Below are 26840 nucleotides of genomic sequence, written 5' to 3' on the forward strand. Positions count from 1 at the left end.
CTGGCGGCCCTCCTGCTCCTGTTGGCCCTTCGCGGAGTGCCATCCCAGCCGAACGAGACCGACAGTGAACAACGTACCCGGAACGCTCCGTTCGTTTGCTACGGCCCTGCTGACACTTATTGAGATCGACACAATCGAATATCGCAAAGTCTTGGTTCATGACCTCATCAGCTCCGTTTAATCTCAGTGAGTCTACTAAGGAGGGGCCGAGCTGCGATCTTGCTCTGCTTGACCTTGGTTTAAATAGGCGCATTCAGGCAGCCGAAATCCTTCGCAAGATGCACGATGGTTCTAAATTGAAAGCGAGCACGGGACGACCGCCAGGGGACGTAACCTCCCTCTTTGCGGCTGCGCTGTCACGGCAGCGGGTGTTCGCTGGACGAAGGATACCACCTCAAACCGAACTTCTGTCGTACCTGATCAATACCTCGTGCGAGCGGCGAACGGTCACCCAGCAAGTCGATTACATCCATCAGATTGCGACACAAAATGAGCGACACGCCGTTATGCCATTTGCGGTGGGCTGTCTATTGTCGAGCGACGACCAAGCCTTAGCCTCCTCACGAAGTTTAGGGGCGGAAGATTATTCTATCGCGATTCAGAGCTCTCTCTTCGCTAATCAAGGTAATGAAGCTGGTGAAGAGCGCTTACTGGTAACAAGGCGGATCGCACAGCTCCGACGCATTCTAAGCTTTGATTCTGCGGAGAGCTTCTTTGGGATCAAGACGTTTCTACAACAGCTGGGCTTTCCCCTCACAGTGGATTCTTTAGTGGACTTTCGTCGCTGCCTCAGCCAAGCCAAACGTGCTTGGTGGCCAATTTTGGGAGCTGATATCTTTTCCTTTCTGCAAGCTTTGATCGATCCCTCGCAACAGTTGACGCTTTCGCAGTTGGAGTGCATGTCTCGTGTTTTCAAGGTCTGGAACGTCGGCCCCTTTGCCAGCCAACTGATAGTGCTCCGGGCCGCGTCGAACTTTTCAAGTGACCGCGAATTCGTGAAACTGAACTGGCCCGGGATCCGGAGACATCTTCATCCGCGTCTCGTACGAAGCGTCGAGCAGGCGGTGATCGAGGATAAGCCTTTAGACCATACCACATTCCGTCCGAGGGACTTTATTGGCCGATGCGTTGCGATCGCCCTGTCTGTTGATCGAGCGGTTCGTCGCAGGAGCGGCGGGGATCTGAAGTATTCGATTGTAAGCATGTATCAGCACGACCCGGTCACGATAGGTTATTTGGACTGGGTACGGATCCGCAGTGTCCTAAATTCTACGTGGCTTCCGCCGGACGACCACACAGCGTTCCTGATGCTCCTGATGGGAGAGCCTCAGGTTCGAGAGCGGTTTCGGATGGTTGCTTTCTCGATGGGCCGGGGCGCGTTCATCAGCGACTTGCATGTCCTAATCAAAGGACCAACTCGGCGAACGCCGACTATCTATAACGTCGTTGCAAAGTTTAGAAAGTTGCCAAGCAAGGCCCGTGACAGGGTAATTCTGGAGCTGCTACAGAAGAGCGTAATCGAGAGACTTGCGAACATGCTGGCGACCTCCCCGTCATTTACGGGGCCGCTCACATCTCAGATCGATACGAAGGTCTGTGCGCTAAGGATGGACGCTGTACGAGCAGCCTACGTGGTCGGTGCAATCGATCTGGAGACGTTCGAGCACATCAGAGATGATGCGATCAATCAGCTGAGAGTGCTCCTGTTTCGCAACATTCTTCTGGACGGAAGAGTTCAGGTCGAATGGGAGAGCTTGCAAGCTGAGGCCGCGGCGCGGTTTCGCGAGGAGTTCGATTTTCTTTCCCTTCAGGATCTGGCCGGCGCCAAGGTGACTGTTCCACAGGCTACGCTCGAAGCTATCATGCAGTATGTGGCGAGCCTTTTGACGCGATTTGTCCTAATTGAATCGTTAGCCAGCGTAGATCAGGCGATTAGCAACAACCTTCGTCATGGCATTCTTCTTCCTCGTTTCATGCGGGCCTTCCAGGACGCCATTCCTCCTTTGGAATGGGACGGCAAGGTTGTGCGCGATTGGTCCGACGAGGCAATAGTCGATCACTATGGCGAGGCCGGGGACGCCATCGTGACCCTGCGCAATGATGTCGCGAAAGAGATCAATGAATTCATGGATGAATACCTGAAGATCACTCCGACCTCAGAGATCGTCAAGGATACCACGAGTGAAGCGACAAGGGTGTTGAAGGCGAGCATTGTTGGCCGGCGACGTCCTGTCGCATCGCTAGTGATGTTTATGCCAGCATTCAAACGACAGACTGAAAAGTTTATTTTGATGGCGTCGGCGGCGTTGAACGATCTTGCCTGGCCGAACATAGCAAGTTGCATTCGTCAAATGCGAGAGATGTGCCGCACGTCCGAGTCGCAGCAGTTGTTGGATTCGATCGAAACTAATCTCGGTGAGGCTCTCCACGAGAGTTCGCGGTGGATAAATATCGCGGTGGATCGCGGTCACGTTAAAGAGTTCACAATTGACGAAATAGTGAGCGTCGAACTCTTGTCGACTCAGGCGTCTCACTCCGAGCGATTGAAAGTTTCGTGCCGATCGACTGATCATCGAACCTCGAAGCAGAAGTCGCCTGAAGGCGGCCCGTTATCGATTGATGGACGGTTCTTGCCGTTCTTTCAGGAAGCGCTTCATAATCTCGTGTCCAACGCCTTCAAGCACAGTGGGTACGGGCTCCAGACGATATTGGAGATCGAGCTTCTGGCCACGGATGATGGCTTTACGCTTAGGGCAAGCAATTCGATGACCGCTGCGCAGATGAAGGCAGCCATTGATGGATACTCCGGAATTTCGAAGCTAGCGAGCGTCCGACCCGCTAAACGACAAAAGCTTGACAAGTCGTCCGGCTTTCAAAGGATCAAGGTGGTGGGGGGAAGGGCATTCAAGTCGAATGTTAGGATTAACGTACCTCCCCTTTCGAGTCGGAGAGCCCGGTTCATGGTTGAAGTCATCGTGTCCACGTCGCAATCACTAGTCGTGAAATGAAGTACGTTCTTGTAGTCGAGGATAATCCAACCAAGCTCGGAGCCTTGAAGTTATTACTTTCCGAGCGCTTTGGAGTTAAAGTATCAACGGCCAGTTCAATTGCTCATGCATATACCACCCTTCAACTCAGGGAGTGGGATCTTATCGTACTTGATATGACGTTCCAGGCATCGCACGGCGCGGGCAGGGAGATTTCGAAGGAGGCGTTGGCCGGCGTTGAGGTCCTTCAGTACATTCAAAGGAGCGGCTTGGCGGTCCCCGTGATCGTTGCAACTGCGCATACCAAATTTGTGAGCAAAGAATTCGGAGAGATTGGGTCTCTGGATGATCTCCATTTAGTTCTCCGCCAAGCATTTCCGATGGTCTATCGGGCCCTCGTGTGGATTGATCTCAAAGATGATGGATGGAAAGGGACATTAAGTGACGCGATTGAAGGTGTCTGGGGCGCCACTGCTAAGCGTATTGATCGTAGAAGATAACCCCGAGAAGGCGAGCAGAATTGCAACGTTACTGGGGAGCCGACTTAGGGAGTATGGCCCCCAATTTTGCAAAGCGGCCGATTACGAGACCGCGATGGTTCTGCTTACCGAGCAATTCTTTGACTTTGTGATTCTGGACTTGCTCATCCCGGGTGCTGGGCAGGCTCCATCAAAAGCGTTCTCGCGTGCGTTGATCGGTCAGCTAAACTCCGGCCGATTGGTCTTACCCACCATCGTGGTTGGTCTCACCGAGTTTGCGGAAGTGGCAAGCGATGAAAGAACGTTTTATGACGCTAACCTGTTCGCTTTGGAGCTGTTTTCCTGGACGGACGATACATGGGCGGATCGTCTCTCAAACAGAGTAACGTATCTCGTGAATTCGAAGAGGTCGGCTCACAATTTTCAGGCATACAATTATGATCTTGACGTGTTCGCGCTGGTTGCGCGGCATCAGAGCGAGTTTTTGCCGGTGAAGGAGGTGCTATTCGGTAACAGCGCGTCTAAAGGCATTTCGATGCCGAATTGGAACGTCGAGACAGCCTTTGGAGAAATCGACCTTGGTTCGGGTCGCACGTTGTCAGGTTGCGTCGCCTGTGTCGGTGAGATGGGCATAGGGCCAACGAGCGCTGCCACTGCGCAGGCGATCTCTCTGTTTCGCCCGCGTCTCGTCGCAATGCTTGGCATGTGTTGTGGGTTCAACAGTGCAGCCTCGGCTTATCCGCAAAAACTGGGAAATGTAGTTGTTGTTCGAGAAGTCACTTGCTGGGAGGAAGGAAAATTCCTTGACAGCGATGAATCGAGTGAATTTAGGAGCCGTGCCAAGACGAGGAACGTTAGTGATCGCCTTCGCCGTCCTGTTGAACTCGCAATCGAGCAGGGGCGCGAAGGGATGGAGCGGGCGCTGAGTCAGTTGCGCAAGAAGAGGAGGTTCCAGGATATCGTTCAAAAATACTCCCCTTTGCTGGATCAGGATCCTCAAGTGCGATTTGGTGCAGTTGTGACGGGTTCAAGTTTTGTGGCAAGCGAAGAAAAAGTGGCGGAGATCATTGAACTGCACCCGACCGCCATGGGGCTCGACATGGAGGTGTTTGGACTTTACACAGCGCCTGACTTCGTAATCGGAAGTAAGCCGTTGTGTCTCGCTGCCAAGGGCGTCGCCGATTTTGGTGATGGCCAAGACAAGCCGGAGCTGCAGGCTATTGCGAGTGCGTCCGCCGCGATCGTATTCAAGAAAATCCTGGCGCACATAGATCTGCATTCATTGGTTTCGGAATAGATGCCGCGAGGCCGGCGACCGCTGTCTTGGTCGCCGGCGCACGTATATTGCGTCGTTGCGTGGAGGCGCCGTGGCATCCTAACTGAAGGCAGGCAAGTCGGACGGACAGATCGCTGCGCTGGGGCTGAGCCCCGATTTAAGGTGTTGAAAACGTTCCCTGCGCGTCAAGAGAACAAGACGACGCGCGACATATGAGAGGTGCCGTCAGGAGCCCACGAAAACGTGGGACCGCTCGCCCTTGGGGGCTGATCGGGAGATCATCCACTAATCATCGCCTGTAGATCGGTCTGACGGTTGGCTTCATGAGTTCGTCGATGAGTCGCGGTTGTTGCCCCGAGGAGCCGTTTTCTGCCGCGGCGAGAGGGCCTGAAACGCCGCATCAATCCGATGGAGTTTCAATCGGAACAGCAAAGCCGGCCTTTACGCGGTCCATAATGACCATCGTCTTGAAGCCTTTAATGTCGGGATTTTCATAGAAGAACCGCCGTGTGAACTGCTCATAATCTTCCATGGTGCGCGCGGTAACGTACAAGACAAAGTCTGCGTCGCCCGTGACGTAGAATCCATTGACTACGTCGACGGACGACTTAATCGCCTTCTTGAACCTGTCAATTATATCTGAGCGCTCCCTCTCCAGGTTTACCAGCACGAGCATTTGAATAGGTCGTCCGACCGCCTTGGCCGAAACGATCGAGACGTCGGCCTCGATGATGCCTTCTGAACGGAGTCTCTTCAACCGTCGCTGACATGCGGTGGCGGAAAGCCCTGCCATTTCGCCGATCACCTCGGATGTCAAACGATTGTTCTTTTGCACGATCTCGAGAATCCGGGCGTCTATCCTATCGTACTGCATGGTCGTCTCCAGCCTTCAGGTGAATTTCGCCGCAAAATGCCTGCGCGATGCAGGAAATCATCCGAGCGGCAGGAAATGCGACGCAAATGTCCTGTGCGACACCAATATCCTGAATGCACTGAGAAATTCAACAAAATGACCGCTTCGGACCTTGGGAATGGACTTTGAAACTATCCGGCACAGGAGCCCCCGCTCGGTTGGCTTTGCTGCCAGCCACCTGCAGAACCTGCGTCGCCGCGACTTCGTCGCAGGAACCTCGCTGATCGATGGACGCTGGACCGCGAGCGATCAAACAGATGTCGTGGCAGATCCGGCGACGGGGGAAGCGATCGCGCACGTGGCTCGCTGCTCTGCTGCTGATATGAGGGCTGCGATCGCGGCCGCGGATCGATCGTTCGCTGCGTGGCGAGATCTGTTGCCGGCAGGACGGGGCAAGATCCTCCGGTCCTGGGCATCCCTGCTGCTCGACCATTCGGAAGAACTCGCCGTGCTGGTGACGAGCGAGCAGGGCAAGCCACTCGAAGAGGCCCGCCAGGAAATTGCCTACGGTGCCGGGTTTCTCGACTGGTTCGCTGCAGAGGGTGAGCGCGCATATGGAGAGACAATCCCCAGCCACAGGTGCGGGAGCCTGCTTCAGGTTCGAATGCAGCCGATTGGCGTGGCGGCCGCGATTACGCCGTGGAATTTTCCTGTCGCGATGATTACCCGAAAGGCGGGGGCGGCCCTTGCTGCCGGTTGTCCGATCATCGTGAAGCCCGCGCCCGAGACGCCGCTTTCCGCCCTTGCCGTGGCCAGACTGGCCGAAGAGGCCGGGGTCCCGCGTGGCGTGTTTCAGGTCGTGGCTGGTCATCCGGTCGAACTTTCGACACCGCTGCTGCGCGATACAAGGATACGCGCCCTTTCATTCACCGGTTCTACCGAGGTCGGTCGTTTGCTTCTTGAGGGATCGGCTGAAACGGTCAAGAAAGTATCACTGGAGCTGGGCGGTCATGCCCCTTTCATTGTTTTCGATGACGTTGATCTTGAGAAGGCGGTCAAGGGCGCGATGGCGGCAAAGTTTGCGACGTCGGGGCAGGATTGCCTGGCCGCCAACCGCATCTATGTCCAGGAAGGGATCTACACCGCCTTCGTTCAGGCATTTGCTGCGGCAATGGCTCGGCTGAAGGTGGGGCATGGCCTGGACCCTGCAACAGACATCGGCCCTATGACGAGATTGTCGGTCGCCGACAAGTGCAGGGCCCAGATCGATGACGCAGTGACAAAGGGAGCGCGCATACTTTGCGCTCACGAAGTTGCCGGTCTGGGTCCGAACTTCGTCCCGCCGACGCTGCTGAGCGATGTCGCTGAAGACATGCTCATCGCGCGGGAGGAGACGTTTGGACCAGTAGCTGCCGTGCTTCGCTTCGGAACCGAGGAAGAAGTCGTTGCCCGCGCCAATGCCAGCGAAATGGGACTGGCCGGGTACGTCTACACGGACGATCTGCGTCGAGCGCTCCGCCTTTCCGAGCGAATCGAGTGCGGTATGCTTGGTATCAACACCGCTTCGTTCACGGGGCCGCCAATTCCATTCGGCGGGTGGAAGCAGTCTGGTCTGGGTCGGGAGGGCTCGCGACACGGATTAGCGGAGTACATGGAACTGAAATACGTCTGCTTCGGCGATTTGGTAGCTTAGGAGAACTGGAATGATCGACATCAAAGCCATCGCCGAACAAGACCGCGCGAGCGTCCTACATCCGTTCACTCAGCTCGAGGAATTCGCCAAGGGCAAGGCCGGTGATCCGACGATCGTCACTGGCGGTCAAGGCATTCGTATCCAAGACGCCGAAGGGCGCAGTTACATCGATGCCTTCGCGGGCCTCTACTGCGTGAACATCGGGTATGGCCGGACCGAGGTGGCCGAGGCCATCTCGCGACAAGCGCACAAGTTGGCATACTACCACACCTATGCAGCCCACACGACCGAAGAGCTGGCGATCTTATCTAACCGTCTCGTGCGAATGGCGCCAGGGAAGCCAAGCAAGGTGTTCTTCGGGTTGTCCGGATCGGACGCCAACGAGACCCAAGCCAAGCTCGTTTGGTACTATAACAACCTGCGGGGCAAGCCGAAGAAGAAGAAAATCATCTCACGTGAGCGGGGCTACCATGGCTGTTCGGTCGTTTCCGGATCGATGACCGGGATGTCGTTCTACCATGATCACATGGACCTTCCTTTCCCGGGCATATTGCACACGGGCGCACCGCATCACTATTGGGGTGCCGAGCCAGGTGAGACGGAAGAGGCCTTTTCTTGCCGGCGTGCGGCCGAACTCGAAGAACTGATCCAGCGCGAGGGGCCCGAAACCGTCGGCGCGTTCATCGCCGAGCCGGTGTTGGGGACTGGCGGCATCACACCACCGCCAGCCGGCTACTGGCGTGAAATTCAAGCGGTGCTTCGACGTTACGACGTGCTTCTGATAGCCGACGAGGTAATTTGTGGATTCGGGCGAACCGGCGCGGACTTCGGCAGCACGCTCTACGAAATCGAGCCCGACCTGGTGACCGTCGCCAAGGGCCTCACTTCCGGCTACGTGCCGCTCTCGGCTGCCATCGTTGGCGAGAGAGTTTACGCGGTCATGGAGCAAGCCGCGGAGCGCGTCGGAGCATTCTCGCATGGGTATACGTATTCCGGACATCCCATCGCGGCCGCGGCCGCCAACGCGGTTCTTGATATCGTCGAAAGGGAGCGACTGAGCGATCGCGCCAGAATCGCGGGCGCGTATCTACAGAAGAGGCTCAAGGAGCGATTCGCCCAGCTCGAGATCGTCGGGGAAGTGCGAGGCGTGGGCTTGCTCGGCGCGATCGAGTTCGTGGCAGATCGCCAGACGAAACGCCGCTTCGATCCGCAGCGCAAGGTCGGTGCCCGCGTCTCGAAAGCGGCGCGCGATCGAGGACTTATCGCTCGCGCGATGCCGCATGGCGACATCCTGGGCTTCGCTCCGCCTCTTGTCGTCTGCGAAGCAGAAATCGACGAGATCGTCGAACTGGCATACGGGGCGACCAAGCAAGTTATCGACGAGCTGTCGAGAGAATCGGCCTTCGATTGAAGTCTAGTTAGACCCGCGGGAATCTTCGCGAGCCCCGGAAGTGGTCCCTGAAGGATTCGACACGCCCTGAAGACGCCTGCGCGCCAGGCGCCAGATGCAGCGTTGGCGACGCTTTCGAACTTCCGGCGCGCAGAGCCCGTCTTGTGACGTCGCGCGCATGAGCGCCTCCCGCCTCGCCGGGGGGCTATCTGCGCTGCTGGGGCGGCATCCCCAAGCGCGATCGCTCTTTGAATCGGAAAAGTCGTGCGCAGTGACGCCCGGTCGAGTCGATCGGCTAGAACGGGTTTGACCGCAAATCGCAGGAAAGCTGCGAAACCTCCCACTCGAACGCAGAATTTGGAATTTGAGAAGGCCGAGATCGGTAAATGCCGACTTAGGTACCCAAGTAGCGTTTTCGTCAGACATCGAGGGGGGCCTCGAAGTCGTTCCGTCAAGCAACGTCGCTCGCCTGCGCAAGTGGCGGCGGCGGATCTGGAGGACGGAGCCGTTTTCAACTTGGAGGTTCATCGATGAAACTGACGAAGAGTCTTGTCCTTTGTTGCACGGCGCTGTTCGCTGGCGCCTCGGCGCAGGCCGCCGATCTTCCCATCAAGGCCAAAGCGGTCGAGTACGTGAAGGTCTGCTCCCTCTATGGAGCGGGCTTTTACTACATTCCCGGCACCGACACCTGCATCAAGCTCGGCGGTTATCTGCGTGTCCAGACGGGGTTGGCCACGAACGGTCTCTACGACGCGGCCAATAGCGGGGTGGCCGGTGCGCAAAATCGTCTGCGCAACTACTACAGCACCGGCTCGCGTGAAGATCTGACCATCGACACGCGAACGCAGACGGAATACGGCACGGTCCGCACGTTCTTCGATGGCGTATTCACTTGGAATTCGGGTGGCTATGCCGGTGCCGGTACCACTGCCACGAATGGCTCGTCAGCGTATAGTGGAGCGACCGTCGCCGGTGGTACGCTCGGCGTCTATTACGCGTTCGTTCAGTTCGCCGGCTTTACGCTGGGTAAAGCGCAGTCGCAGTTCTCCGCTCCCTGGGCAAACTATCCGGCCAACAATTTCGACGGTCTGCCGGGAGGTGGCGGTTGGGATCCGGTCAACCAGTTCAGCTATACCGCGGACTTGGGTCAAGGCGTCAGCGTCTCCTTCTCGGCCCAGGATCAGGTCCAGCATGACACGACGAACATCTGGAACGTGAGTGCCGCGACCGCGGGAGCTCTCGCGAGCGGATCCTACGGAGGGAACGACATCGCCGGCACGGTGTCTCCCGATTTCATCGCCATGCTCCGCGTCGATCAGAACTGGGGCCTCTTCCAGGCGGCGGCCGCCGCGCACGACAATCACGCCGCCTACTACGGCGCGGATGAAACGACGGGCCATCCGGCCGACAAGTGGGGCTGGGCTGGCCAACTGGCGTTGTCGATCAAGAACGTCCCGACCGGTCCTGGCGACACGATCAACTTGACCGGCGTGTATACGAATGGCGCGAGCCGCTACAACTTCCAAGATTATATGTCGACCAGTTACGCGATGTACGGCGGGTCGGGCCTTGCGGGCGTTTATCAGAGCGTCGGACTAGCTGGTCTTTCCGACTCCGTGTTCGTGGCGGGCTCGGGCCAAGAGTTGACCAAGACGTACGGCTTCCGCGGCGGCTACACCCACAACTGGGACCCGCGTTGGGCGACCAGCATCTACGGGGCGTGGGCGGCCGTACGATATAACGACGCGGCCAAGGGCTACATCTGCGGCGCGTTCGTCACGACTCTTGCGCTGTCCAGCGGCACTGGCGGCTGTAACCCGAACTTCGACTACTCGGTGGTCGGTTTGACGACCGGCTGGACTCCGGTCAAGAATCTGACGTTCTCGGCAGACCTCGCCTACACGATGCTGAACCAGAAGTACGCGAGCGGAAGCACGGTGACGCTGCCAGCGCAGTCAGGTATCGCCAAGCCGGGCGCGGCGTATGAGCTCAAGGATCAGAACAGCCTCACGCTTCTGCTCCGAGCTCAGCGCAACTGGTGACCGTGTAAAACCAGCAGAAGGAGAAAACGGAACGGTTCTATCGATCGAAGTCGACCTCCAAGAAGGCCTCCGGCATGCCCGCCGGAGGCCTTTCATATTTCAACTCGTGGCTGACGCCCCAAGTGGCCCCGCCGTCGGAGCGCCTCGTCGCCCTTCTTGCCCTGTCGGAAGACCGGATCGTTCTTGGCGATTACGACGACTCGACAAATGCGGCTTGCCGCGCGAGCCATGAGCGAGAATCGAATCGAGAGAGCTGCCTGGCGTTCACTTGCTATGAGATCCCTCGGAAGCACCCTTCGACAACGCACGAGGAATGGAAAGGCGACGATTGGCTTCATTGCGAGAAGCATATGGACCGGATGTCTCGGTGCATGCTGATCAAGCTGGGCCTGAATGAGTAAGATGATCGAAACTGTAGTGTTTCCATCCATTATCGTTTAGAAGTCGGTTTTCGGAGCGGTAGTGGCCTTCCTTGTCAAGCATTGCGGTCGAGACTTCGACCTCGGTCATTTGGATCAACATATCGAGACCTGCTCTTGGACTGGCGCGGAGGGGGCGTTTTCTTGCACGGTCAAAATCCGTTACAGTGATCACTGCTATTCGCTTGAGCACGATGGCTCCGCGTCCGAAGGCTCATATGTTTTCAAGGATAGGAACGGGCAGTGCCGTATTTTTTGTCCGGTCAGGTACATTCACTCCCGTGAATTGCCGGCGATCCTGTGCGAGCTTTGTGCGAAGCCTACCCAACAGATAGCGCTTACCCCTGAGCGCAATTGGACCATCTATAGACTGACCATGCCTTCTCCGCTCGTCGAGGATGAGAAGTTCTGGATTTTCTTCCGACTGAAGCTGATAGCTGGCTCTGCGCGAAAACCCACAGAGGCTGACCTTTTTGTTGAGAGCGCTTATCCCCGTAAGGTCAGACCCGTTACTGGTCGCCGCTCTCTTTTCGGTCGCGCTCTGGAGGAACTGTGAAAAGAAAAAGAGCGGCCGAAGCCGCCCTTTTGAGAAATGTAGTCTCGACTTGCCAAGCCTTTCGGCCCACAGCCATAAGCAAGTGACCAAGCGCGTCCTCAAGCGATGGTGCTCAAGTGCTACTTGATGGGTTGAGGCCCTTGGCACATTACATGCCTGAGTCGATCCGTCCTCAACTTGATGGGGGCTGGATACCCCTTCTGAAGCAAATTGTCAATGTTTTCTCCGCGGCCGTCAGATGCGATTGATAAAATAGACATTTATTATCAATGACTTAATGCGCGATGGCGGGATTCGTTCCATGCCAAATTGTTGGTTCCGATCAGCAAGGGGGGCGTCAACCGGCCGCGAGGGACGAGATCGGCGAGCCAATCAGCTCTTTGCCTGGCCGCCGGAGGGAGCCATTGAAGCAGAGCGGAGCAAGACAAGGGGATGGATGCTCGTTCCGCATGCCGCTGATCGCCAAGCGCTGCAAGATGCACCTGATCACCAAACGCGAAAAAGGCAGCATTCACCAATCACCAGCAAACAAGACAAGATCGTCGCCCAGGATCAGTCACGTCTCAATCGATAGCGTCGATCAGCTTGTGGATGAGCTGCTGGAATACGTGGCACAACTCGCAGCGTCAACCGAGCGACGGCGTTTGGGTCACGCGCTTCGCGAGTACGGAAACGAACGAGAAATTCTTCGAGCGTGTGCTGAGAGCGAGTAAACCGCATGTCGGCTGATTTTCTCCGCAAATCACCCGAATTTGCGGACCTGATCCGGATCATGGCTGAAGAAACGGCATCGACCGGCACTGACCGAAAGAACTCACTGGATCATGAGCGGCCTTTATTCGCGAGACGCGCGCGTGTGACGCTCGTCAGAGTCGAGCGGATTCGCTCGGGTGTTGGTGCCCTTAGTATACCTGTTCATACAAGCTGCAGATCTCCTGTTGGGTTTTTCCCTCGAGGAATGCCATCTCTCCGTTCTTATGCTTCGCGTAGGTGTCGACAAAGCCTGCGGGAAACCATCCACTGACTGTCCGGTTCGCCGACAAACGGTCGAGGGCCTCAGGCAACGACTGTGGCAGGCGAACATGGCCGCGCGCCGCCAACGCGGAGGGGTCGAGAAGCGAGAGATCCTCGGCTGTCGCGTCCGGCGTCGGCAGTTCTTCCTCGATGCCTTGCATCCCGGCGTGGATGATCGCGGCGAGTTGCAGATGCGGACTGGCGGTCGCATCGGCGGCGCGGAACTCGAAGTTGAATTGAGCCGCCTTGGAAATATCGCTCAAATCGGAAACGGGACAGATACGTACTGACGCTTCGCGATCGCGGAAGCCCAGATTGTTGAAGGCCGCGCTCCAGCGATGCGGCGTCAACCGCAGGTACGAAACGACGCTCGGCGCCGTGATCGCGACGATCGCATCCAGGTATTTCAGAATACCGGCAATGAACTGACCTGCGGTCTTGGAAAGTTCATGTTTGCCTTTCGGATCCCACGTGGCCGGCTCCTCCCCGTTCAGGAAGCTGAGGTGGATGTGCACGCCATTGCCGACGCCGGCGGGGTCGCGAATCGGGGTGAACGTGACGTCCTTGCCGGAAGCGCTCGCGACCAAACGCACCAACTCGCGTACGATCGTCGATTGATCCGCGATGGCGATGCCGCGAGACGGACCCATCGTGACTTCATATTGCCCGGCTCCGAACTCCCTCATGAACGTGTCGGGATTCAAGCCTGCCGCTCGCATCGCGGCCACGAGCGTCTCGGCGAGACGCCGCTCGACGCGAAAACCGTCGGCGGTGTATGCCTGTCCGATCAGTTTGGCGGCATTCCGAAACTGAAACTCGTGCTCGAAAGCGCCGAACAACGTGAGGCCGGAAACGCGCTCGAGACGATCAAGCGCGCATTTGAGAAGCGAACGGGTACAGAACTCCCAGGGTCGGCCATCGGTATGGCGAATGTCCCCCAGCGCGAAATGTTCCGTCGGCATGTCCGGATCGAGTTGTACTCGCACGCGCGCGGCTTCGTCGGGAATGAGGACGAGATCGCCGAGTGAGCCGAACGGACTTTCGGCGATGGTGTCGAAACAGGTGATCTGGACGTTGGTCGGCGTCCAGCCGATGCCTCGTTTTTTGCGCGCCTCGAACTGCGAAGCCGGGAACGCCTTGCCTCGAAGCTTGCCTGCAAGATCGGTGCAGCAGGCAATCACCATTTCCTCAGCGATCATCGCTTTCCTCCAAGGACTGGCCAGGGGGTGACAAGCGAAGCCTGTCCCAAGCCTCGAGCCGATCTTTCGTCGTGGGCCAGTTCATTTCCGAGACCTTGACGATCAGCGCTTCGGCGAAGGCGATCGCGCAGACGAGCGTGTCCCATGCCGTTTCGATTTCGATCGGCAGGGCAACCACGTGATCGCTGTGACGCGCGATCGGCGACATCCACTTGTCGGTGATCAGCACGATCGACGGTCGGCATTGCTTCGCGACGATCTCGGCGAGGCAATCCAGATCCCGCTGATAACGGCGAAAGTCGAACAGCACCAAGACGTCCTGCTTGCGAATCGATAACAGCAAGTCCGGCCAGTGCTCCGGATTGGGCGGAAGATGATGGACCTTCGGTCTGATCTGCTTGAGGTGCACCGACAGGAAACCTGCGACGTTGTCGCTGATGCGTCCTCCCACCAGGAAAACCGCCCGAGCGGGGTCCGCGAGGAGCGCCAGGACGCGGTCGAATTGTTCTTGAGGTACGCTTGCGCTCATTTCGTGGATGCGTTCCGCGGCGCGGCGCGCGTAGTCGGTCAAGAAGGAACCGGCGGTACCGAGCTTTTCGGTCGCCTTCAGCTGCACTGGAGACCTTCGACTTTCCCGCACTTCCGTTATCAGTTGGCGCTGAAACTCCTGATAGCCGGCGAAGCCCAATTTGCCGACGAAGCGCGTGATCGATGGCGCACTGACACCTGTGCGCTCGGCCAGTTCCTGAATAGTTTGAAGGGCACCGAAGGGATAATCCGCCAGGACCGCATCGCCGATCTTGCGTTCGCTCCCGGTCAGATTAGCGCTTTCCCGCCTTATCGTTTCTCGCACGGTGGTCATCGAACCCAGCCTGTTTTGGGCAACGTCGGCCATAAAAAGCCCAGTCAGGGAAATAGGGCTATGAAAAAAATATGTCAAAGAGAAAATATTGTTTGACATTGATCCAATAATTTCGTTCGCTCTCGGTATGCAGATTGGCCATGAGTGCCATGCAACAGCCCGGAATGATGCTTTGTCGCATTGCAGAAACTTCATGACTGTGATCTCGCCATCCGACCCGGAGCCGGTCGAAGTGGTCAATGCCGACGGGCGCGCGGACGCCGTCTTGGTCTGCGAGCACGCCGGAGCCCTTATTCCAAAGCGGCTTGAGGGCCTCGGGCTGCCGGCGGCCGAATTACTCAGGCACATCGCCCATGATATCGGCGCCGAGAGCGTGGCGCGTCGTCTTGCTGGCCTGCTCGACGCGCCGCTCGTCCTGCAGCCCTACAGCCGCCTGGTCGTCGATTGCAATCGTCCCTTCGAGGCGCCGGACTGCATTCCGGAGGTGAGCGACGGCACGATCGTGCCGGGTAACCTGCGATTGTCTGAAGGTGATCGCCGTCAGCGATACGCGGAGATCCACGAGCCATTCCATCGGGAAGTCTCGCGCCTTTTGGATCGTCGCGTGGAGCTCGGTTCGCCCACGATACTGGTCACGGTGCACAGCTTCACGCGAAGGCTCGCAGGAGGGGGCGAGCGGCCTTGGCAGCTCGGTGTGCTGTCGAACCGCAATCGGAGCTTTGCCGAGCGGTTCCTCTCTTCCTTCCGGAAGCGCAATCCGACGATACGATCGGCGCACAATGAGCCGTATTTGATCGACGATATCAGCGACTTCACAATTCCGGTGCACGGCGAAGCACGTGGTCTGCCGCACCTGCTGCTTGAGATCCGCAACGATCTGATCGGTGACGCCGAAGGTCAGCGCTTCTGGGCCGCCTTGATCGCCGAGACGTTGCTCGACACCAAAGCGAAAGAACCCATCCATGGCTGACTTTCCGACCACGCGCGAGATACCGCTTAAGCCGCTCGAGTCGGCACTATTGTTTATCGATGTGCAGAACTTTTGCGTTCGGCGCGATGGCGGCGAGTTCAAGGATGTGCCTGACTTCGATATCGCCGGCAAGTATGCCTATTATTTCGATCGCCTGAACTCGGTGGCGATCCCCAACATGCAGCGGCTGCAGGCAGCGTTCCGCGCGGCGGGCATTGAGGTGCTCTACACGACGATCGAGAGCCTCACCAAGGACGGTCGCGATCGAAGCCTCGACTACAAGATCACCGGCTTCAACGTGCCAAAGGGCTCGTGGGACGGAAAGGTAATCGACGATATCGCGCCCGGCGACGACGAGATCGTGCTGCCGAAATCGTCTTCCAGCGTCTTTGTGTCGACCCATATCGATTACCTGCTCCGCAATCTCGGAATCCGGCAGCTCGTTCTCTGCGGGCTCGTCACCGATCAATGCGTGGAATCCGCGGTCCGCGATGCCTGCGACCTGGGCTACCTCGTGACGCTCGTGCCAGATGCCTGCGCCACCTACACCCAGGAGCACCATGACAGCACACTGCGCGCGATCAAGGGATATTGCCGCCAACTAAGCACGGACGCGCTGATCGAGGAAATCGGCGGAACGAGACAGTCGCGTTAGCGACGTGATGCGGAAAGTGCTCGTGACCTGAGGAGAGGGTCGAAATGGAGAAAGTTGAAGCCGCGGTGCAAGCCGCGTGGAAGGCGCTCGACCGCGAGCGAAGCTACGCGACCGATCTGACCCAGAAGCTGGTGCGGATTCCGTCTGTCAATCCGAAGTTCGTCAATGATTCGGACCAGAACCACGAAGCCGCCGTTCAAGATCTGATCGAATCCGAGTTGACTTCGATCGGCATGTCGATCGACCGATGGGACGTTTTTCCGGACAGGCCGAACGTCGTCGGTCAAATCTCGGGTTCGGAAGAGCGCAGCCTGATCTTGTGCGGTCATGTCGACGTGGTGCCGGTCGGCGGCGATTGGACGGTCGCTCCATTCGGCGGCGAGATCAGGGACGGCAGGCTTTATGGCCGGGGCGCGGTCGACATGAAGAGCGGCGTCGCCGCGGCCATCGGAGCCATCAGAGGGATTCGCGCCGCGGGTATCGAGCTCCAGGGACGCATCGCCATGCATTCCGTCGTCGACGAGGAAGCCGGCGGCTTCGGCGCGATCGACGCGGTCAAGAGGGGCCATCTGGCGAGGGCCGCTATCATCACGGAGGCGAGTTCGGGCCAGATTCAGGTTTGCGAAGGTGGTCTCGAGTGGATACGCGTGACCATCACCGGCCAGTCGGGTCATTCGGCGACGCGCTACAACGAGATCTGGCCGCAACGCGATGGCCCCGATCGCCCGCGGCGAGCCGTGAACGCGATCGATCTCGCGGTACGCTTCCTGGACGCTCTTTCGATGTTCGAAAGCTCACGATGCCGCCATCGTCAGCATCCGTTGCTGCCGCCCGGCATGAACACGATCAATGTCGGCGCGATACGCGGCGGCGCGGGCCTTGGACCGGACGGCTTGCCGCTCGTCATGAGCAATCCAGCCATCATCCCTGATCTGGCAGTCATCGATCTCGACTACAAGTTCCTCCCCAATCAGAGGAAGGAGGATATCCGGGCCGAGTTCGAGGCGTTCGTCCGCTCCTTCTGCCAGCAGGACCTTTGGCTGCAGGAAAATCCCATCAAGGTGCAATGGGAGCTTGGCGGTCTGCATTTTCCGCCGATGGATACTCCGCCGGATCATCCGCTCGCGCTGTCGCTTTTGAAGCGGCGGAAGCAGCTCGGCGGCGCGCCGAAGATCACGGGGATGATCGGCGCCGCCGATGCCGCGCACTACGCCGGCGCGGGCGTGACCTCGATGATTTGTGGTCCATCCGGCGATGGTTTCCACGGCGCCGACGAGTACGTCGACATCGCTTCGGTGGAGGAGACGACCAAGACCTTGGCGGCCGCCGTCATCGAATGGTGCGGCGTTAAGTAGGGCGAAGATGAAGCGAGGAGAGGGGAATATGACGACGAAGCTTTCTAGTTTTATGGCGAGTCTCGCTGTTGCCAGTCTGGTCGCGGTCGCGCCTGCCCATGCGGCTGACAAGATTGCCAAGATCGGCGTGCTTGCGCCGTTGACCGGTGGATCGGCGGCAGACGCCAGGGAAATGGTCGACGGAGCCAAGCTTGCCGTAGACGCGATCAATGCGCAAGGCGGCGCAGCTGGCTATAAATTGCAGGTGGTAGTCGGCGACGCGCAGGACTCGAGCGCAGACAAGGTGACGAGCGCAATCGAACGGCTGACCGGCGATCGTGACTTGAATGTCATAGTCACCGGATATGCGAGCGCCGGCAATTTCGAAATCAATATCATGGCCGAACAGGACATGCCGTACATGCTCTACGGCAGCGCCAATCAGACGCGCGACATCATCGCGCCGCATCCAGACAAGTTCCCAACGGTCTGGTCGTTGAGCCCCTCCTTTGACGCCTATGAAACGGACATGATCCCGGTCCTGCAGGGTCTGGAGAAGAACGGCAAGCTGAAGCTGCCGAATAAGAAGGTGGCTTTGATCGCGCCCGACATCCCCTATTCGAAGACGATCATGAACGGCTTGATCAAGAGCTTCAAGGAGGCCGGCTGGACAATCACATCTGCCGATCTTGTGCCGTGGGGGGCCATCGATGACTGGCGGACGTTCCTTGCCAAGGTTCGCCAGGACAATCCAGCTGTGATCATGAATATCGACCCTCAGACGGGCAATGCAGCGAAGTTCGTTACCCAGTTTCTGGAACAGCCGACTGACAGTATCGTCTTTATTCAATACGCGCCTGCCATACCGGAATTTCTCAAGCTGACAGGAAAGAAGAGCACCGGTGTTATCTATAATCTGATCGGGGGCCCGATCCCGAATCCCCGGACAGCTGAGATTATCAAGAGCTTCACGAAAGCGTACGGCTACGAACCGGGTTCGACTGCACCGGCGGTCTACGAAGAGGTGATGATTTACGCCGATGCGCTCAAAAAAGTTGGTGACCCGACCAATCGGCTCGCTATCGGAAAAGCGATCGGCGAGACGCGCAAAGAAGTCGCGCAAGGCATGCTGTCCTTCGATCCAAAGACACACCTTGCGGTCCAAGGCGACGCGGCGCTTCCCGTACTGTTCTATCAGATCTGGGACGGCAAGCACGTCCTTTTCTCCCCGAAGCAGTATCTCAACGGCGAGTTCCGCATGCCGCCCTGGATGAAGCAATAGCGCCAATCCGTGCCGTCCCGCGCTGGACACCGGCGCGGGCCACAGCCTTCACGCGAGCCCGAAGAACATACGATGTTGGCACAAAACTGTAGCGAGCCGCTGCTCGAGATCCGCGAAGTGACCCGGCGCTTCGGCGCACTGGTTGCCGTCGACAAGGTTTCGTTCTCGCTCCAAAAGGATGAGATCTTCGGCATCGCCGGTCCGAACGGCAGTGGAAAGAGTACACTCTTCAACGTCATCACCGGCATTCCATTTCCGCCGAGCGAGGGGGAGGTGCTCCTCTCCGGCAAGCCGATCCATCGCCTGAAGCCACATCAGATCAGCCGCGCCGGCGTCCTGCGCACGTTTCAGAAGGATGCGGAGTTTGCCACGCTGACCGCGCGCGAGAACGTCTATGCTAGCGCGGTCTATTGCGCTCAGATGACCTCGTCTGAGGCAAAAGATGCGTCCGAGCAGGCGCTCGACGATGTGTCATTGGCGCCTGAACGACGGGCGAAAGCTGCGTCCGACCTCTCGGTCTTTGAACGCAAACAGTTGATGATCGCCTCCGCAATCGCCGGCCGGCCCAAGGTTCTTCTTCTCGATGAGCCCGCCGCCGGACTGACCAGGCCCGAGATCTCCGGGCTTGCCGATCTCATAGGCAATGTGCGCGGACGCGGCATAGCTGTCCTTCTGATCGAACACGTCCTGCCGCTGCTTCTGAAAGTCTCCGAGCGTCTGATGGTGCTCAACCACGGCGCCGTCATCGCTTCGGGCAAGCCGGAAGAAGTGGTGCGCAACCCGGAGGTCGTCGCAGCCTATCTCGGCAAGCGGGAGGCGGGACTTTGAGCGACAATGCGGCTTTGGGCGACGATACGAACGCGCTGGAAATCGTCGACCTGCGCGCCGGCTATGATGCTTCCGACGTGTTGCACGGCATGAGCCTCCACGTCGGCGCGACGGAGCGTGTCGGGCTGTTCGGGCCCAACGGGCACGGCAAAACCACGCTTCTCAACGCGATCTCGCGCGTGATCCGCCCTCTGGCCGGGACCGTGCACTTCTTGGGCGAGCGGATTGACAGGCTCGCGTCGCATAGAATCGTCGCGCGCGGCCTGATTCACGTACCGCAGGGAAATCACCTCTTCCCCGACATGCAGATCATGGAGACGCTCGAGCTCGCAGCCTTCACCCCGCGCGCGCGGCAGGACATGAAGCTCAACCTCGACTACGTGCTCGGCCTTTTTCCGCGGCTCGCCGAGCGCCGTCACCAACAGTGCAAGACGCTTTCGGGCGGCGAGCGGCAAATGCTGTCGATCGGCGTGGGGTTGATGTGCGCGCCGCGGATGTTGATGCTCGACGAGCCGACGCTTGGGCTGTCGCCCAAACTCAAGGACGAGCTTGCCGAGGCGATCGCGGAGATATCGAGGCGCGGTACCCCGCTATTGCTCGTCGAGCAGGATATCGCCTTCATCCTGTCGCTGGTGGATCGCATGTATCTCGTCGACCACGGCGAGATCGGCCGCGAGATCAACCGCAGCGCCGAGGTCGACCATCGACAGATCATGGACATGTATTTCGGGTCGGAAAACGAATCATGACGATCGATATTATCAGCGCCGTTCTCGTCAGCGGGATCGTGCTCGGGTCCGGCTACGCCCTGATGGCGAGCGGGCTGTCATTGGTCTGGACCACGCTCGGCATATTTAATTTCGCGCACGGGGTGCTGATGACACTCGGTGCCTATGTCGCCTGGACGATATCCGACGCGGCCGGTCTCGATCTTGGGGCCGCCGCGGGTATCGCGGTCGCGGTCGCGGCCATGATCGGCGTCGGCATCTTGCTCGAACGGGTGCTGGTTCGGCCGTTCTACGATCATCGCGATATACTTCTGATCACGGTGATGACGACGCTTGCCGCGATGATTTTCCTGCAGAAAGGGATCCAGCTCTTGTGGGGAGCTAGGATCAAGCAATTGACACCGGTCGTGGCCGGCAACGTGCAGCTCCTCTCTACCACGATCTCGGCCCAGGAAGCGCTGATCATCATCGTGGCGCCGCTGTTGCTCGGCGCGCTGTGGCTCTTCCTCAGCCGCTCGAGGATAGGACGCGGCATCAGGGCGGTTGGGCAGAACCCGGATGGCGCTCGGCTGATCGGCATCGACGTCTCGCGCCTTTTCATCATTACTTTCGCCCTGTCAGCCGTCCTTGCCGGGTTGACGGGGGTGCTCCTAGGCTCGGTCCGCCTAATGACCCCGGAATTCGGTTCCGATCCCCTGATCAAGGCCCTCATCATCGTGATCGTCGGCGGGCTCGGCTCGCTCGGAGGAACGGTCCTGGCGGCATACCTCATGGGTATCGTGGAGGCTGCGCTCACCTTCGTCATTGGCATTTACTGGACGCCCTCCATGATCTTCCTTCTCTTGATCTTGGTCCTGCTGGTCCGGCCGCAGGGGCTGCTTGGAAAGGTGGTGCGCTGATGGCGTGGCTCCTCAACGGCAAGACCTGGTTGCTCGCGGCCCTCCTCGTCGCTGGGGCTTTTGTTCCGACCTTCGTCCAGGACACCTATTTGCGACACCTGTTCATCATGTCGTTCATCTACGGAATCGTCGCCGCAAGTTGGGACATCACGCTGGGCTATGCCGGCATTTTCAATTTTGCCCACATTGCGTTTTTCGGCGTTGGAGTTTATGCGACGGGCCTGACGGCGAAGCTTCTCGGGATCGATCCATGGATCGCGATGCTGATCGGCGGATTTGCCGCCTCATTCGTCGCCGCGATTGTCGCCCTGCCCGTCGTTCGTCTCCAGGGCGTCTATGTGGTGCTTGTCACGGTGGCCTTCAGTCAACTCATGCTCCAGCTCGTAATCAGCCAGTCGCAGATTACGGGCGGTACACTAGGGCTTGTGAGCGTGCCGACGCTTCACTTGCGGGATTACAATTTTCTGCGCGACTACAAGTTCGGCTACTATTATGTCGCCTTCGCCCTCCTGGTCGTAACGACCATCTCGCTGCGCCTGCTGGTGCGCTCCAATTTCGGCCTATCGATCAAGGCCCTGCGCGACAGCGAGCAGTATGGCGTTTCTCGCGGAATCCCGATCGCTGGGCAGCGACTGAAGGCTCTCGTCGCCAGCGCTTTCTTCGCCGGCCTCGCTGGCGGCTTCTACGTAATCTATCTGCGCGTGGCTTCGCCGGAAATCTTTTACTTCTCGACATCATCTTTGGTGTTGAGCATGGTGCTCGTCGGCGGCACGTCCACCATCTACGGTCCGATAGTCGCGGCGATTGTTCTAACCTTCATCTCGGAAAGCCTGGCAAATATCGACAACTTCGCAGAAGGCCGCTTCATGCTGATTGCGGTGGCCATGATTGTTGTCCTGGTGTTCTTTCCGAAGGGGCTTGCCGCGGTGCTGCCAAGGGCGTTGGAACGAACTGGCGTGAAACGCGGTAGCGGTGACAAAGAGGATTGGAAGGGAGCTCGGCCAGTCCCGAGCGACCAAAAAACCAACACTGAACAGCCGGCTACTTGAAGGTCCGTTGGAAGCCGGGGCCTCATCCGGGGCTGGTTGTGAAGCAAGCCTCGCGCGGGGCGCATCACTTTCGTTGACTTGTGTGGTCCGAGTATGCTCTGAAGCAGATCAATATCGGTCCGACTTTTTTGCCCAGATTGCGGTCAGACGCACTCAAGGCGCATCAGCTTTTTTAATGAAAAATGAGCATCTCACCGCAGTTCTGCTCGACTGGTCCGCGCGGCCACAGCTTTCATTTCTGAAAGATTGGCACTTGAGACTTTTGAAATCACGAATGGCGGCCGCGATGACCGTGGATCGATGCTAAATGTTGGCTCTGAACAGCAAGCCTGTTCGTCAACAGCTGGAAACGCAGGACCAGGAGTGCCGCGTAAACCGCCGTCCCGATTGATAAACCAATCCAGACGCCAATGGCGCCGAGGCCAATTTTCAAGCCGAGCACGTAGCAAAGCGAAGCGGCGATCAACCAATAGCCGATTGCGGCGAACACGAGCGGCACCCGTGTGTCGTTTAGTCCGCGCAAGCTGCCCGAGGCAATGCTGTGCAATGCGGCCGGAATGAAGGAGCTTGCGGCGACCAAAAGGAGATGTGCAGCAAGTTCAATCGTTGGGTCGGCATCGGCGGCCGATTTGCCCAGAAACAATTCGGCGATCTTAAAACGCGCGGCGACCACGGCTAGCGCCAGCATCGCAGCGATCATAACGCCGAGGAACATCGCGACAAGACCTGCTCGCCTGATGCCGGGGTAGTCATTGCGGCCGAGCGCATGACCAACCCGCACGGTTGCAGCCATGCCTATGCCGAAAGGGATCATGAACAGGGTTGCGGCGGTCTGGAACGCGATTTGGTGGGCGGCAATCGCGTTCGCGTCAATCACGCCAATCAGAAGCGCTGCAGCAGGAAAAAGCCCTGATTCCATGAGAAAGGCGATCGAGCTCGGTGTGCCGAGGAAGATAAGCTGCTGCAACAAAGCCCAGTCGAATTGCCAGAAATCGGCAAGCGGGTAATAGGCCCGGAACGGGCGGCGCATTGTGACGAACCACAAGCCGGCCAAAAACGTTGCCCAATTCACCAAGGCAGTCGCAAGACCAGCACCAAAGAGCTCCAGCGGTGGAAAGCCAAGCTTCCCAGAGATCAGCAGATACACCAGTAAGCCATTCAAGGGGATGGCCACGAGCGCGATCCATAAGACTGGCCCGGGCCGGTTGACCGCGCCCATGAAGCTGCGGATGGCCTGAAAGCAGACTGCCGGTGCGGCTCCCCAAGCCAGTCCGAACAGGTACTGCTGTGCGCGCCGCGCTGCATCAGGCGCTTGCCCAGCGGCGAGTAGCATTTGCTCGCCATGCAGCGCCAATGCCATGATCGGAAGAGATAACAGCAGGGCCGCCCACAGCCCCATGCGCAGCGAGCGTCGCAGCACGCCCAAGTTATCCGCCCCAAACGCCTGCGCCGCAAGCGGTGCGACCGCCGCCAGCATGCCCATGCCAAAATAGAGACTGATGAAATAAACCGTGCCCGCTAGCGCAGCCGCGGCGACCGCCTCAGTGCCGATACGTCCAATAAAGGCGAGATCGGTCGTCACCATCGCCATATGTGCCAGCTGCGTCAACGCCATCGGCAACGACAGCTTTACAGTTTCGCTCAGCTCAACGGCGAGATGACGGCGCTTGGTCTGTCTATCAACTCTGTGCCTGGAAAAGGCCGCCTTTCTTTCGGCTAATTGTTCCACGAAAAACATTCCCGGTGTGCCTCGACCGAGGAAGAGACCCCCTTGTCCTCTACTTGGAAGAGGGATCTTACTGCGAGGAGTCTTGCTCTAAATTCCCCATACGCGGCCGACTGTCGGGCAACCGGCGCGCGCGTCGCAGACGAGGCGTGCCATCGCTTGCACCAATTGCTTGGCGTGGGGTTTTGTGGCTACCGTCCGCATGTGCGATCAATTCCTTTGCTCGACCGGCGCTTCCGCCGGCGGATGTCAGCGCCTGTTACGTAAAGGACAGCTCAGTTGGTCGGCGCGCGCCCAAAGGTCGGTTCGTCAGCTCGCGGGATATGATCCTTGTCAATCGCTATCCGCTCTCGGTCGATCGCGATCGCAGGATCGCGCGCAAGTGCGCGCCGAGATGGATAATGATGTCGATCACGCACGCTGCACGCGGTGAAGTGGGCGGGCATAATTTCATAAGTCATCCCTGCGACTGCTTGAGCAAGTGATTGTCTATTCAAGGCTCGTGCCAATTGCGAGATATTGACCTTGCGAGGGCGATCTGCACAGCAGACCTGTCGTGGACCCGACAGCATGTCGTAAACTCGACAGGTCAGATGAGAGGTTCGACGTGCATGTCGCAGTCATTCCCGTAGATTAGAGGACCGCAGACCTCAGAAGGTTGTCTATTTGGGCCCATCGGGCACGCTGTTCGATCAGGACGCGCGTCCATGATCTACTGGTCGACTTCCTGAACTCTCGTTGATCGTGCGGCGGCGGGTCAAGTAGAAGCGAGATGCACGCGCTGATCTCGCAATCTGCCTCGCGAGTTCATCGTTCAGCTTGGTCCGATAACGCAGGCGTCGGTCATTGAGGATCAGCCTGCGGGGCGCGCGGCATCTGCTGTTCACGCCAAGACGACCCCATGCGCTGCCGCCGGCGACACTCAACAAGCCGAAGGAGAGATCGAGCGCGGATCTGAAGCTTTTCGTTCGTCTGCCTCTGCATGATCAGTCGGGCACTGCCGTTAGGTCAGCCTAGGCAGGCGACCGAAATCTCTTCGATCAGCGCGTTCGTGTGGAGCAACCGGCAATATCCCTTGATGATTCGCACGCTATTGTCGTGACGCTCCTGGGTATAGGTGGCGCAGGCATCTGGCACGAGCGTCACGAGGTAGCCCAGGTCGCAGGCATCGCGGACTGCGGATTCCACGCACTCGTCGGTCACTAGCCCGCAGAGCACGAGCTGCTTGATCCCGAGATTGCGCAGCAGGTAATCGATATGCGTCGACACAAAGACGCTGCAAGACGATTTCGCCAAGACGATCTCATCGTCACCGGGCGCAATCTCGTCGATCACTTTTCCGTCCCACGAGCCTTTCGGAATGTCATAGCCGACGATCTTGTAGCTGAGGCTCTGATCGCGCCCGTCCTTGGTAAGGCTTTCGATCGTCGTGTAGAGCACCTCAATGCCCGCCGCGCGGAACGCCGCCTGCAGCCGCTGCATGTTGGGGATCGCCACCGAGTTCAGGCGATCGAAATAATAGGCATACTTGCCGGCAATATCGACGTCAGACACATCCTTGAACTCGCCGCCATCGCGTCGAACGCAAAAGTTCTGCACATCGATAAACAATAGTGCCGACTCATTCGGCTTAAGCGCTATCTCGCGCGTGGTCGGAAAGTCAGCCATGGATGGGTTCTTTCGCTTTGGTGTCGTGCGATGTCTCGGTGATCAAGGCGGCCCACAAGAGCTGACCGTCGGCGTCACCGATCAGATCGTTGCTGATCTCAAGCAGCAGGTGTGGCAGACCACGTGCTTCGCCGTCCACCGGGATTGTGAAGTCGTTGATATCGTCGATCAAGTACGGCTCATTGTGCGCCGATTGTGCCGTCGGGGCGCTCCGGGAAGGCACGGAGGAAATGCTCGGCAAAGCCCCGATTGCGCCTCGACAGCATACCGAGCTACCAGGGTCGCTCGCTTCCTCCCTCCAGCCGTGGCGGAGGCTAGGTACCGCAACCAGGGTAGTGGACGTCACGACGGCCGCGCGGCCATCCAGAAGGTGCGAGACCTCCCGATGGAATGGCTCATGGATCTCCGCGTATCGCCGGCGATCAGCTTCAGACAGTCGCAGGTCACCCGGCACGAACGGGCTCACCTGCTGATTGCAATCCGGCGCACCAAAGTGACGGTTGCAGTCGACAACGAGCGGGCTATGGGGCTGCAGGAGGAGCGATGCCTTCAGCTGGTCCGCAAGATGACGCGCCACGTCCTCAGCGCCGATGTCGTAGGCGATGTGCCTGCGGAGGTCGGCCGCAGGCAGGCGCAGGTTTTTGAGTTGCTTTTGGATTATCGCACCCGCATGCTCGCAGGTCAGGACAAGGCTGGCTCGGTCGTCGACATTGACTACCTCGACCGCCCGCGGGTCGGATGGCGAGAGCATGCTGCTGTGGAAATCTGGCATACCGCGACATGTTGATCTGTGCCCACCAATACCGAACCACCCGAATGCGCAAAACTGTCAGATTGAGCGGCTTGACCGGCGTCGTAGATCAGGATCATGCAACGATGCATTGCCAAGCCAGATCGATCGCTTCGATACTGAGGATAATGTGATGACGAG

General features: G+C 58.5%; 21 protein-coding genes. 15 read left to right on the forward strand and 6 right to left on the reverse strand.

Annotation, left to right across the window (positions count from 1 at the left end; translation table 11 throughout):
- The first annotated feature begins 158 nt into the window (after positions 1 to 158).
- From ACVINW_RS18530 to ACVINW_RS18540, 3 genes are all read left to right on the forward strand, one after another.
- Entirely contained in the window at positions 159 to 3008 is a 2850-nt protein-coding gene (locus ACVINW_RS18530) for a hypothetical protein (RefSeq protein WP_456752633.1), read from the forward strand.
- Entirely contained in the window at positions 3005 to 3487 is a 483-nt protein-coding gene (locus tag ACVINW_RS18535; protein ID WP_456752634.1) for a response regulator, read from the forward strand. The genes ACVINW_RS18530 and ACVINW_RS18535 overlap by 4 nt, the downstream gene beginning before the upstream one ends.
- Positions 3488 to 3581: 94 nt before the next feature.
- On the forward strand, positions 3582 to 4763 hold the full coding sequence (locus tag ACVINW_RS18540) for a 5'-methylthioadenosine/S-adenosylhomocysteine nucleosidase family protein (protein ID WP_456752635.1): 1182 nt from the start codon (positions 3582 to 3584) through the stop codon (positions 4761 to 4763).
- A gap of 379 nt (positions 4764 to 5142) precedes the next feature.
- Here the strand turns inward: ACVINW_RS18540 and ACVINW_RS18545 are convergent, their stop codons facing one another.
- Positions 5143 to 5616, reverse strand: coding sequence for an Lrp/AsnC family transcriptional regulator (locus ACVINW_RS18545; protein ID WP_456752636.1), 474 nt, complete (start codon positions 5614 to 5616; stop codon positions 5143 to 5145).
- A gap of 157 nt (positions 5617 to 5773) precedes the next feature.
- Between ACVINW_RS18545 and ACVINW_RS18550 the strand changes: the two genes are divergently transcribed.
- The 4 genes from ACVINW_RS18550 (at position 5774) to ACVINW_RS18565 (ending at position 12408) form a co-directional block, all read left to right on the forward strand.
- A complete protein-coding gene (locus ACVINW_RS18550; protein ID WP_456752637.1) occupies positions 5774 to 7288 on the forward strand; it encodes an NAD-dependent succinate-semialdehyde dehydrogenase in 1515 nt (504 codons plus the stop codon).
- Positions 7289 to 7298: 10 nt separating this feature from the next.
- Entirely contained in the window at positions 7299 to 8699 is a 1401-nt protein-coding gene (locus ACVINW_RS18555; RefSeq protein WP_456752638.1) for an aminotransferase, read from the forward strand.
- A gap of 509 nt (positions 8700 to 9208) precedes the next feature.
- Positions 9209 to 10720: a porin gene (locus tag ACVINW_RS18560; protein ID WP_456752639.1), complete on the forward strand. Its 1512-nt coding sequence runs from the start codon at positions 9209 to 9211 to the stop codon at positions 10718 to 10720.
- 1424 nt (positions 10721 to 12144) lie between these two features.
- The gene (locus tag ACVINW_RS18565) at positions 12145 to 12408 is read left to right on the forward strand and encodes a hypothetical protein (RefSeq protein WP_456752640.1); all 264 of its coding nucleotides are present in this window, start codon (positions 12145 to 12147) and stop codon (positions 12406 to 12408) included.
- A gap of 189 nt (positions 12409 to 12597) precedes the next feature.
- On the opposite strand, the gene ACVINW_RS18570 is transcribed toward ACVINW_RS18565, so the two are convergent.
- Positions 12598 to 13908 carry a glutamine synthetase gene (locus tag ACVINW_RS18570; RefSeq protein WP_456752641.1) on the reverse strand — a complete coding sequence of 437 codons (1311 nt, stop codon included), beginning with the start codon at positions 13906 to 13908 and terminating at the stop codon, positions 12598 to 12600.
- Entirely contained in the window at positions 13898 to 14803 is a 906-nt protein-coding gene (locus ACVINW_RS18575; RefSeq protein WP_456752642.1) for a MurR/RpiR family transcriptional regulator, read from the reverse strand. The genes ACVINW_RS18570 and ACVINW_RS18575 overlap by 11 nt, the downstream gene beginning before the upstream one ends.
- Positions 14804 to 14963: 160 nt before the next feature.
- Between ACVINW_RS18575 and ACVINW_RS18580 the strand changes: the two genes are divergently transcribed.
- The 8 genes from ACVINW_RS18580 (at position 14964) to ACVINW_RS18615 (ending at position 22515) form a co-directional block, all read left to right on the forward strand.
- On the forward strand, positions 14964 to 15740 hold the full coding sequence (locus ACVINW_RS18580; protein ID WP_456752643.1) for an N-formylglutamate amidohydrolase: 777 nt from the start codon (positions 14964 to 14966) through the stop codon (positions 15738 to 15740).
- The gene (locus ACVINW_RS18585; protein ID WP_456752644.1) at positions 15733 to 16395 is read left to right on the forward strand and encodes an isochorismatase family cysteine hydrolase; all 663 of its coding nucleotides are present in this window, start codon (positions 15733 to 15735) and stop codon (positions 16393 to 16395) included. The genes ACVINW_RS18580 and ACVINW_RS18585 overlap by 8 nt, the downstream gene beginning before the upstream one ends.
- 44 nt (positions 16396 to 16439) lie before the next feature.
- A complete protein-coding gene (locus ACVINW_RS18590) occupies positions 16440 to 17750 on the forward strand; it encodes a M20 family metallopeptidase (RefSeq protein ID WP_456752645.1) in 1311 nt (436 codons plus the stop codon).
- Positions 17751 to 17778: 28 nt separating this feature from the next.
- Positions 17779 to 19011 carry an ABC transporter substrate-binding protein gene (locus ACVINW_RS18595; RefSeq protein WP_456752646.1) on the forward strand — a complete coding sequence of 411 codons (1233 nt, stop codon included), beginning with the start codon at positions 17779 to 17781 and terminating at the stop codon, positions 19009 to 19011.
- 72 nt (positions 19012 to 19083) lie between these two features.
- The gene (locus tag ACVINW_RS18600) at positions 19084 to 19839 is read left to right on the forward strand and encodes an ABC transporter ATP-binding protein (protein ID WP_456752647.1); all 756 of its coding nucleotides are present in this window, start codon (positions 19084 to 19086) and stop codon (positions 19837 to 19839) included.
- Positions 19836 to 20588, forward strand: a complete 753-nt coding sequence (locus ACVINW_RS18605) for an ABC transporter ATP-binding protein (RefSeq protein WP_456752648.1) — start codon at positions 19836 to 19838, stop codon at positions 20586 to 20588. Before ACVINW_RS18600 ends, ACVINW_RS18605 begins: the two co-directional genes overlap by 4 nt.
- The gene (locus ACVINW_RS18610; protein WP_456752649.1) at positions 20585 to 21466 is read left to right on the forward strand and encodes a branched-chain amino acid ABC transporter permease; all 882 of its coding nucleotides are present in this window, start codon (positions 20585 to 20587) and stop codon (positions 21464 to 21466) included. Before ACVINW_RS18605 ends, ACVINW_RS18610 begins: the two co-directional genes overlap by 4 nt.
- A complete protein-coding gene (locus ACVINW_RS18615) occupies positions 21466 to 22515 on the forward strand; it encodes a branched-chain amino acid ABC transporter permease (protein WP_456752650.1) in 1050 nt (349 codons plus the stop codon). The genes ACVINW_RS18610 and ACVINW_RS18615 overlap by 1 nt, the downstream gene beginning before the upstream one ends.
- A gap of 268 nt (positions 22516 to 22783) precedes the next feature.
- On the opposite strand, the gene ACVINW_RS18620 is transcribed toward ACVINW_RS18615, so the two are convergent.
- The 3 genes from ACVINW_RS18620 to ACVINW_RS18630 all read right to left on the reverse strand — a co-directional run bounded on the left by ACVINW_RS18620 (position 22784) and on the right by ACVINW_RS18630 (position 26681).
- Positions 22784 to 24253: an MATE family efflux transporter gene (locus ACVINW_RS18620; RefSeq protein WP_456752651.1), complete on the reverse strand. Its 1470-nt coding sequence runs from the start codon at positions 24251 to 24253 to the stop codon at positions 22784 to 22786.
- A 996-nt stretch (positions 24254 to 25249) separates the two neighbouring features.
- A complete protein-coding gene (locus ACVINW_RS18625) occupies positions 25250 to 25909 on the reverse strand; it encodes an isochorismatase family cysteine hydrolase (RefSeq protein ID WP_456752652.1) in 660 nt (219 codons plus the stop codon).
- Positions 25902 to 26681 carry an N-formylglutamate amidohydrolase gene (locus tag ACVINW_RS18630; RefSeq protein WP_456752653.1) on the reverse strand — a complete coding sequence of 260 codons (780 nt, stop codon included), beginning with the start codon at positions 26679 to 26681 and terminating at the stop codon, positions 25902 to 25904. The genes ACVINW_RS18625 and ACVINW_RS18630 overlap by 8 nt, the downstream gene beginning before the upstream one ends.
- Positions 26682 to 26840 lie beyond the last annotated feature (159 nt).

The organism is Bradyrhizobium sp. USDA 4461, from assembly GCF_054055655.1.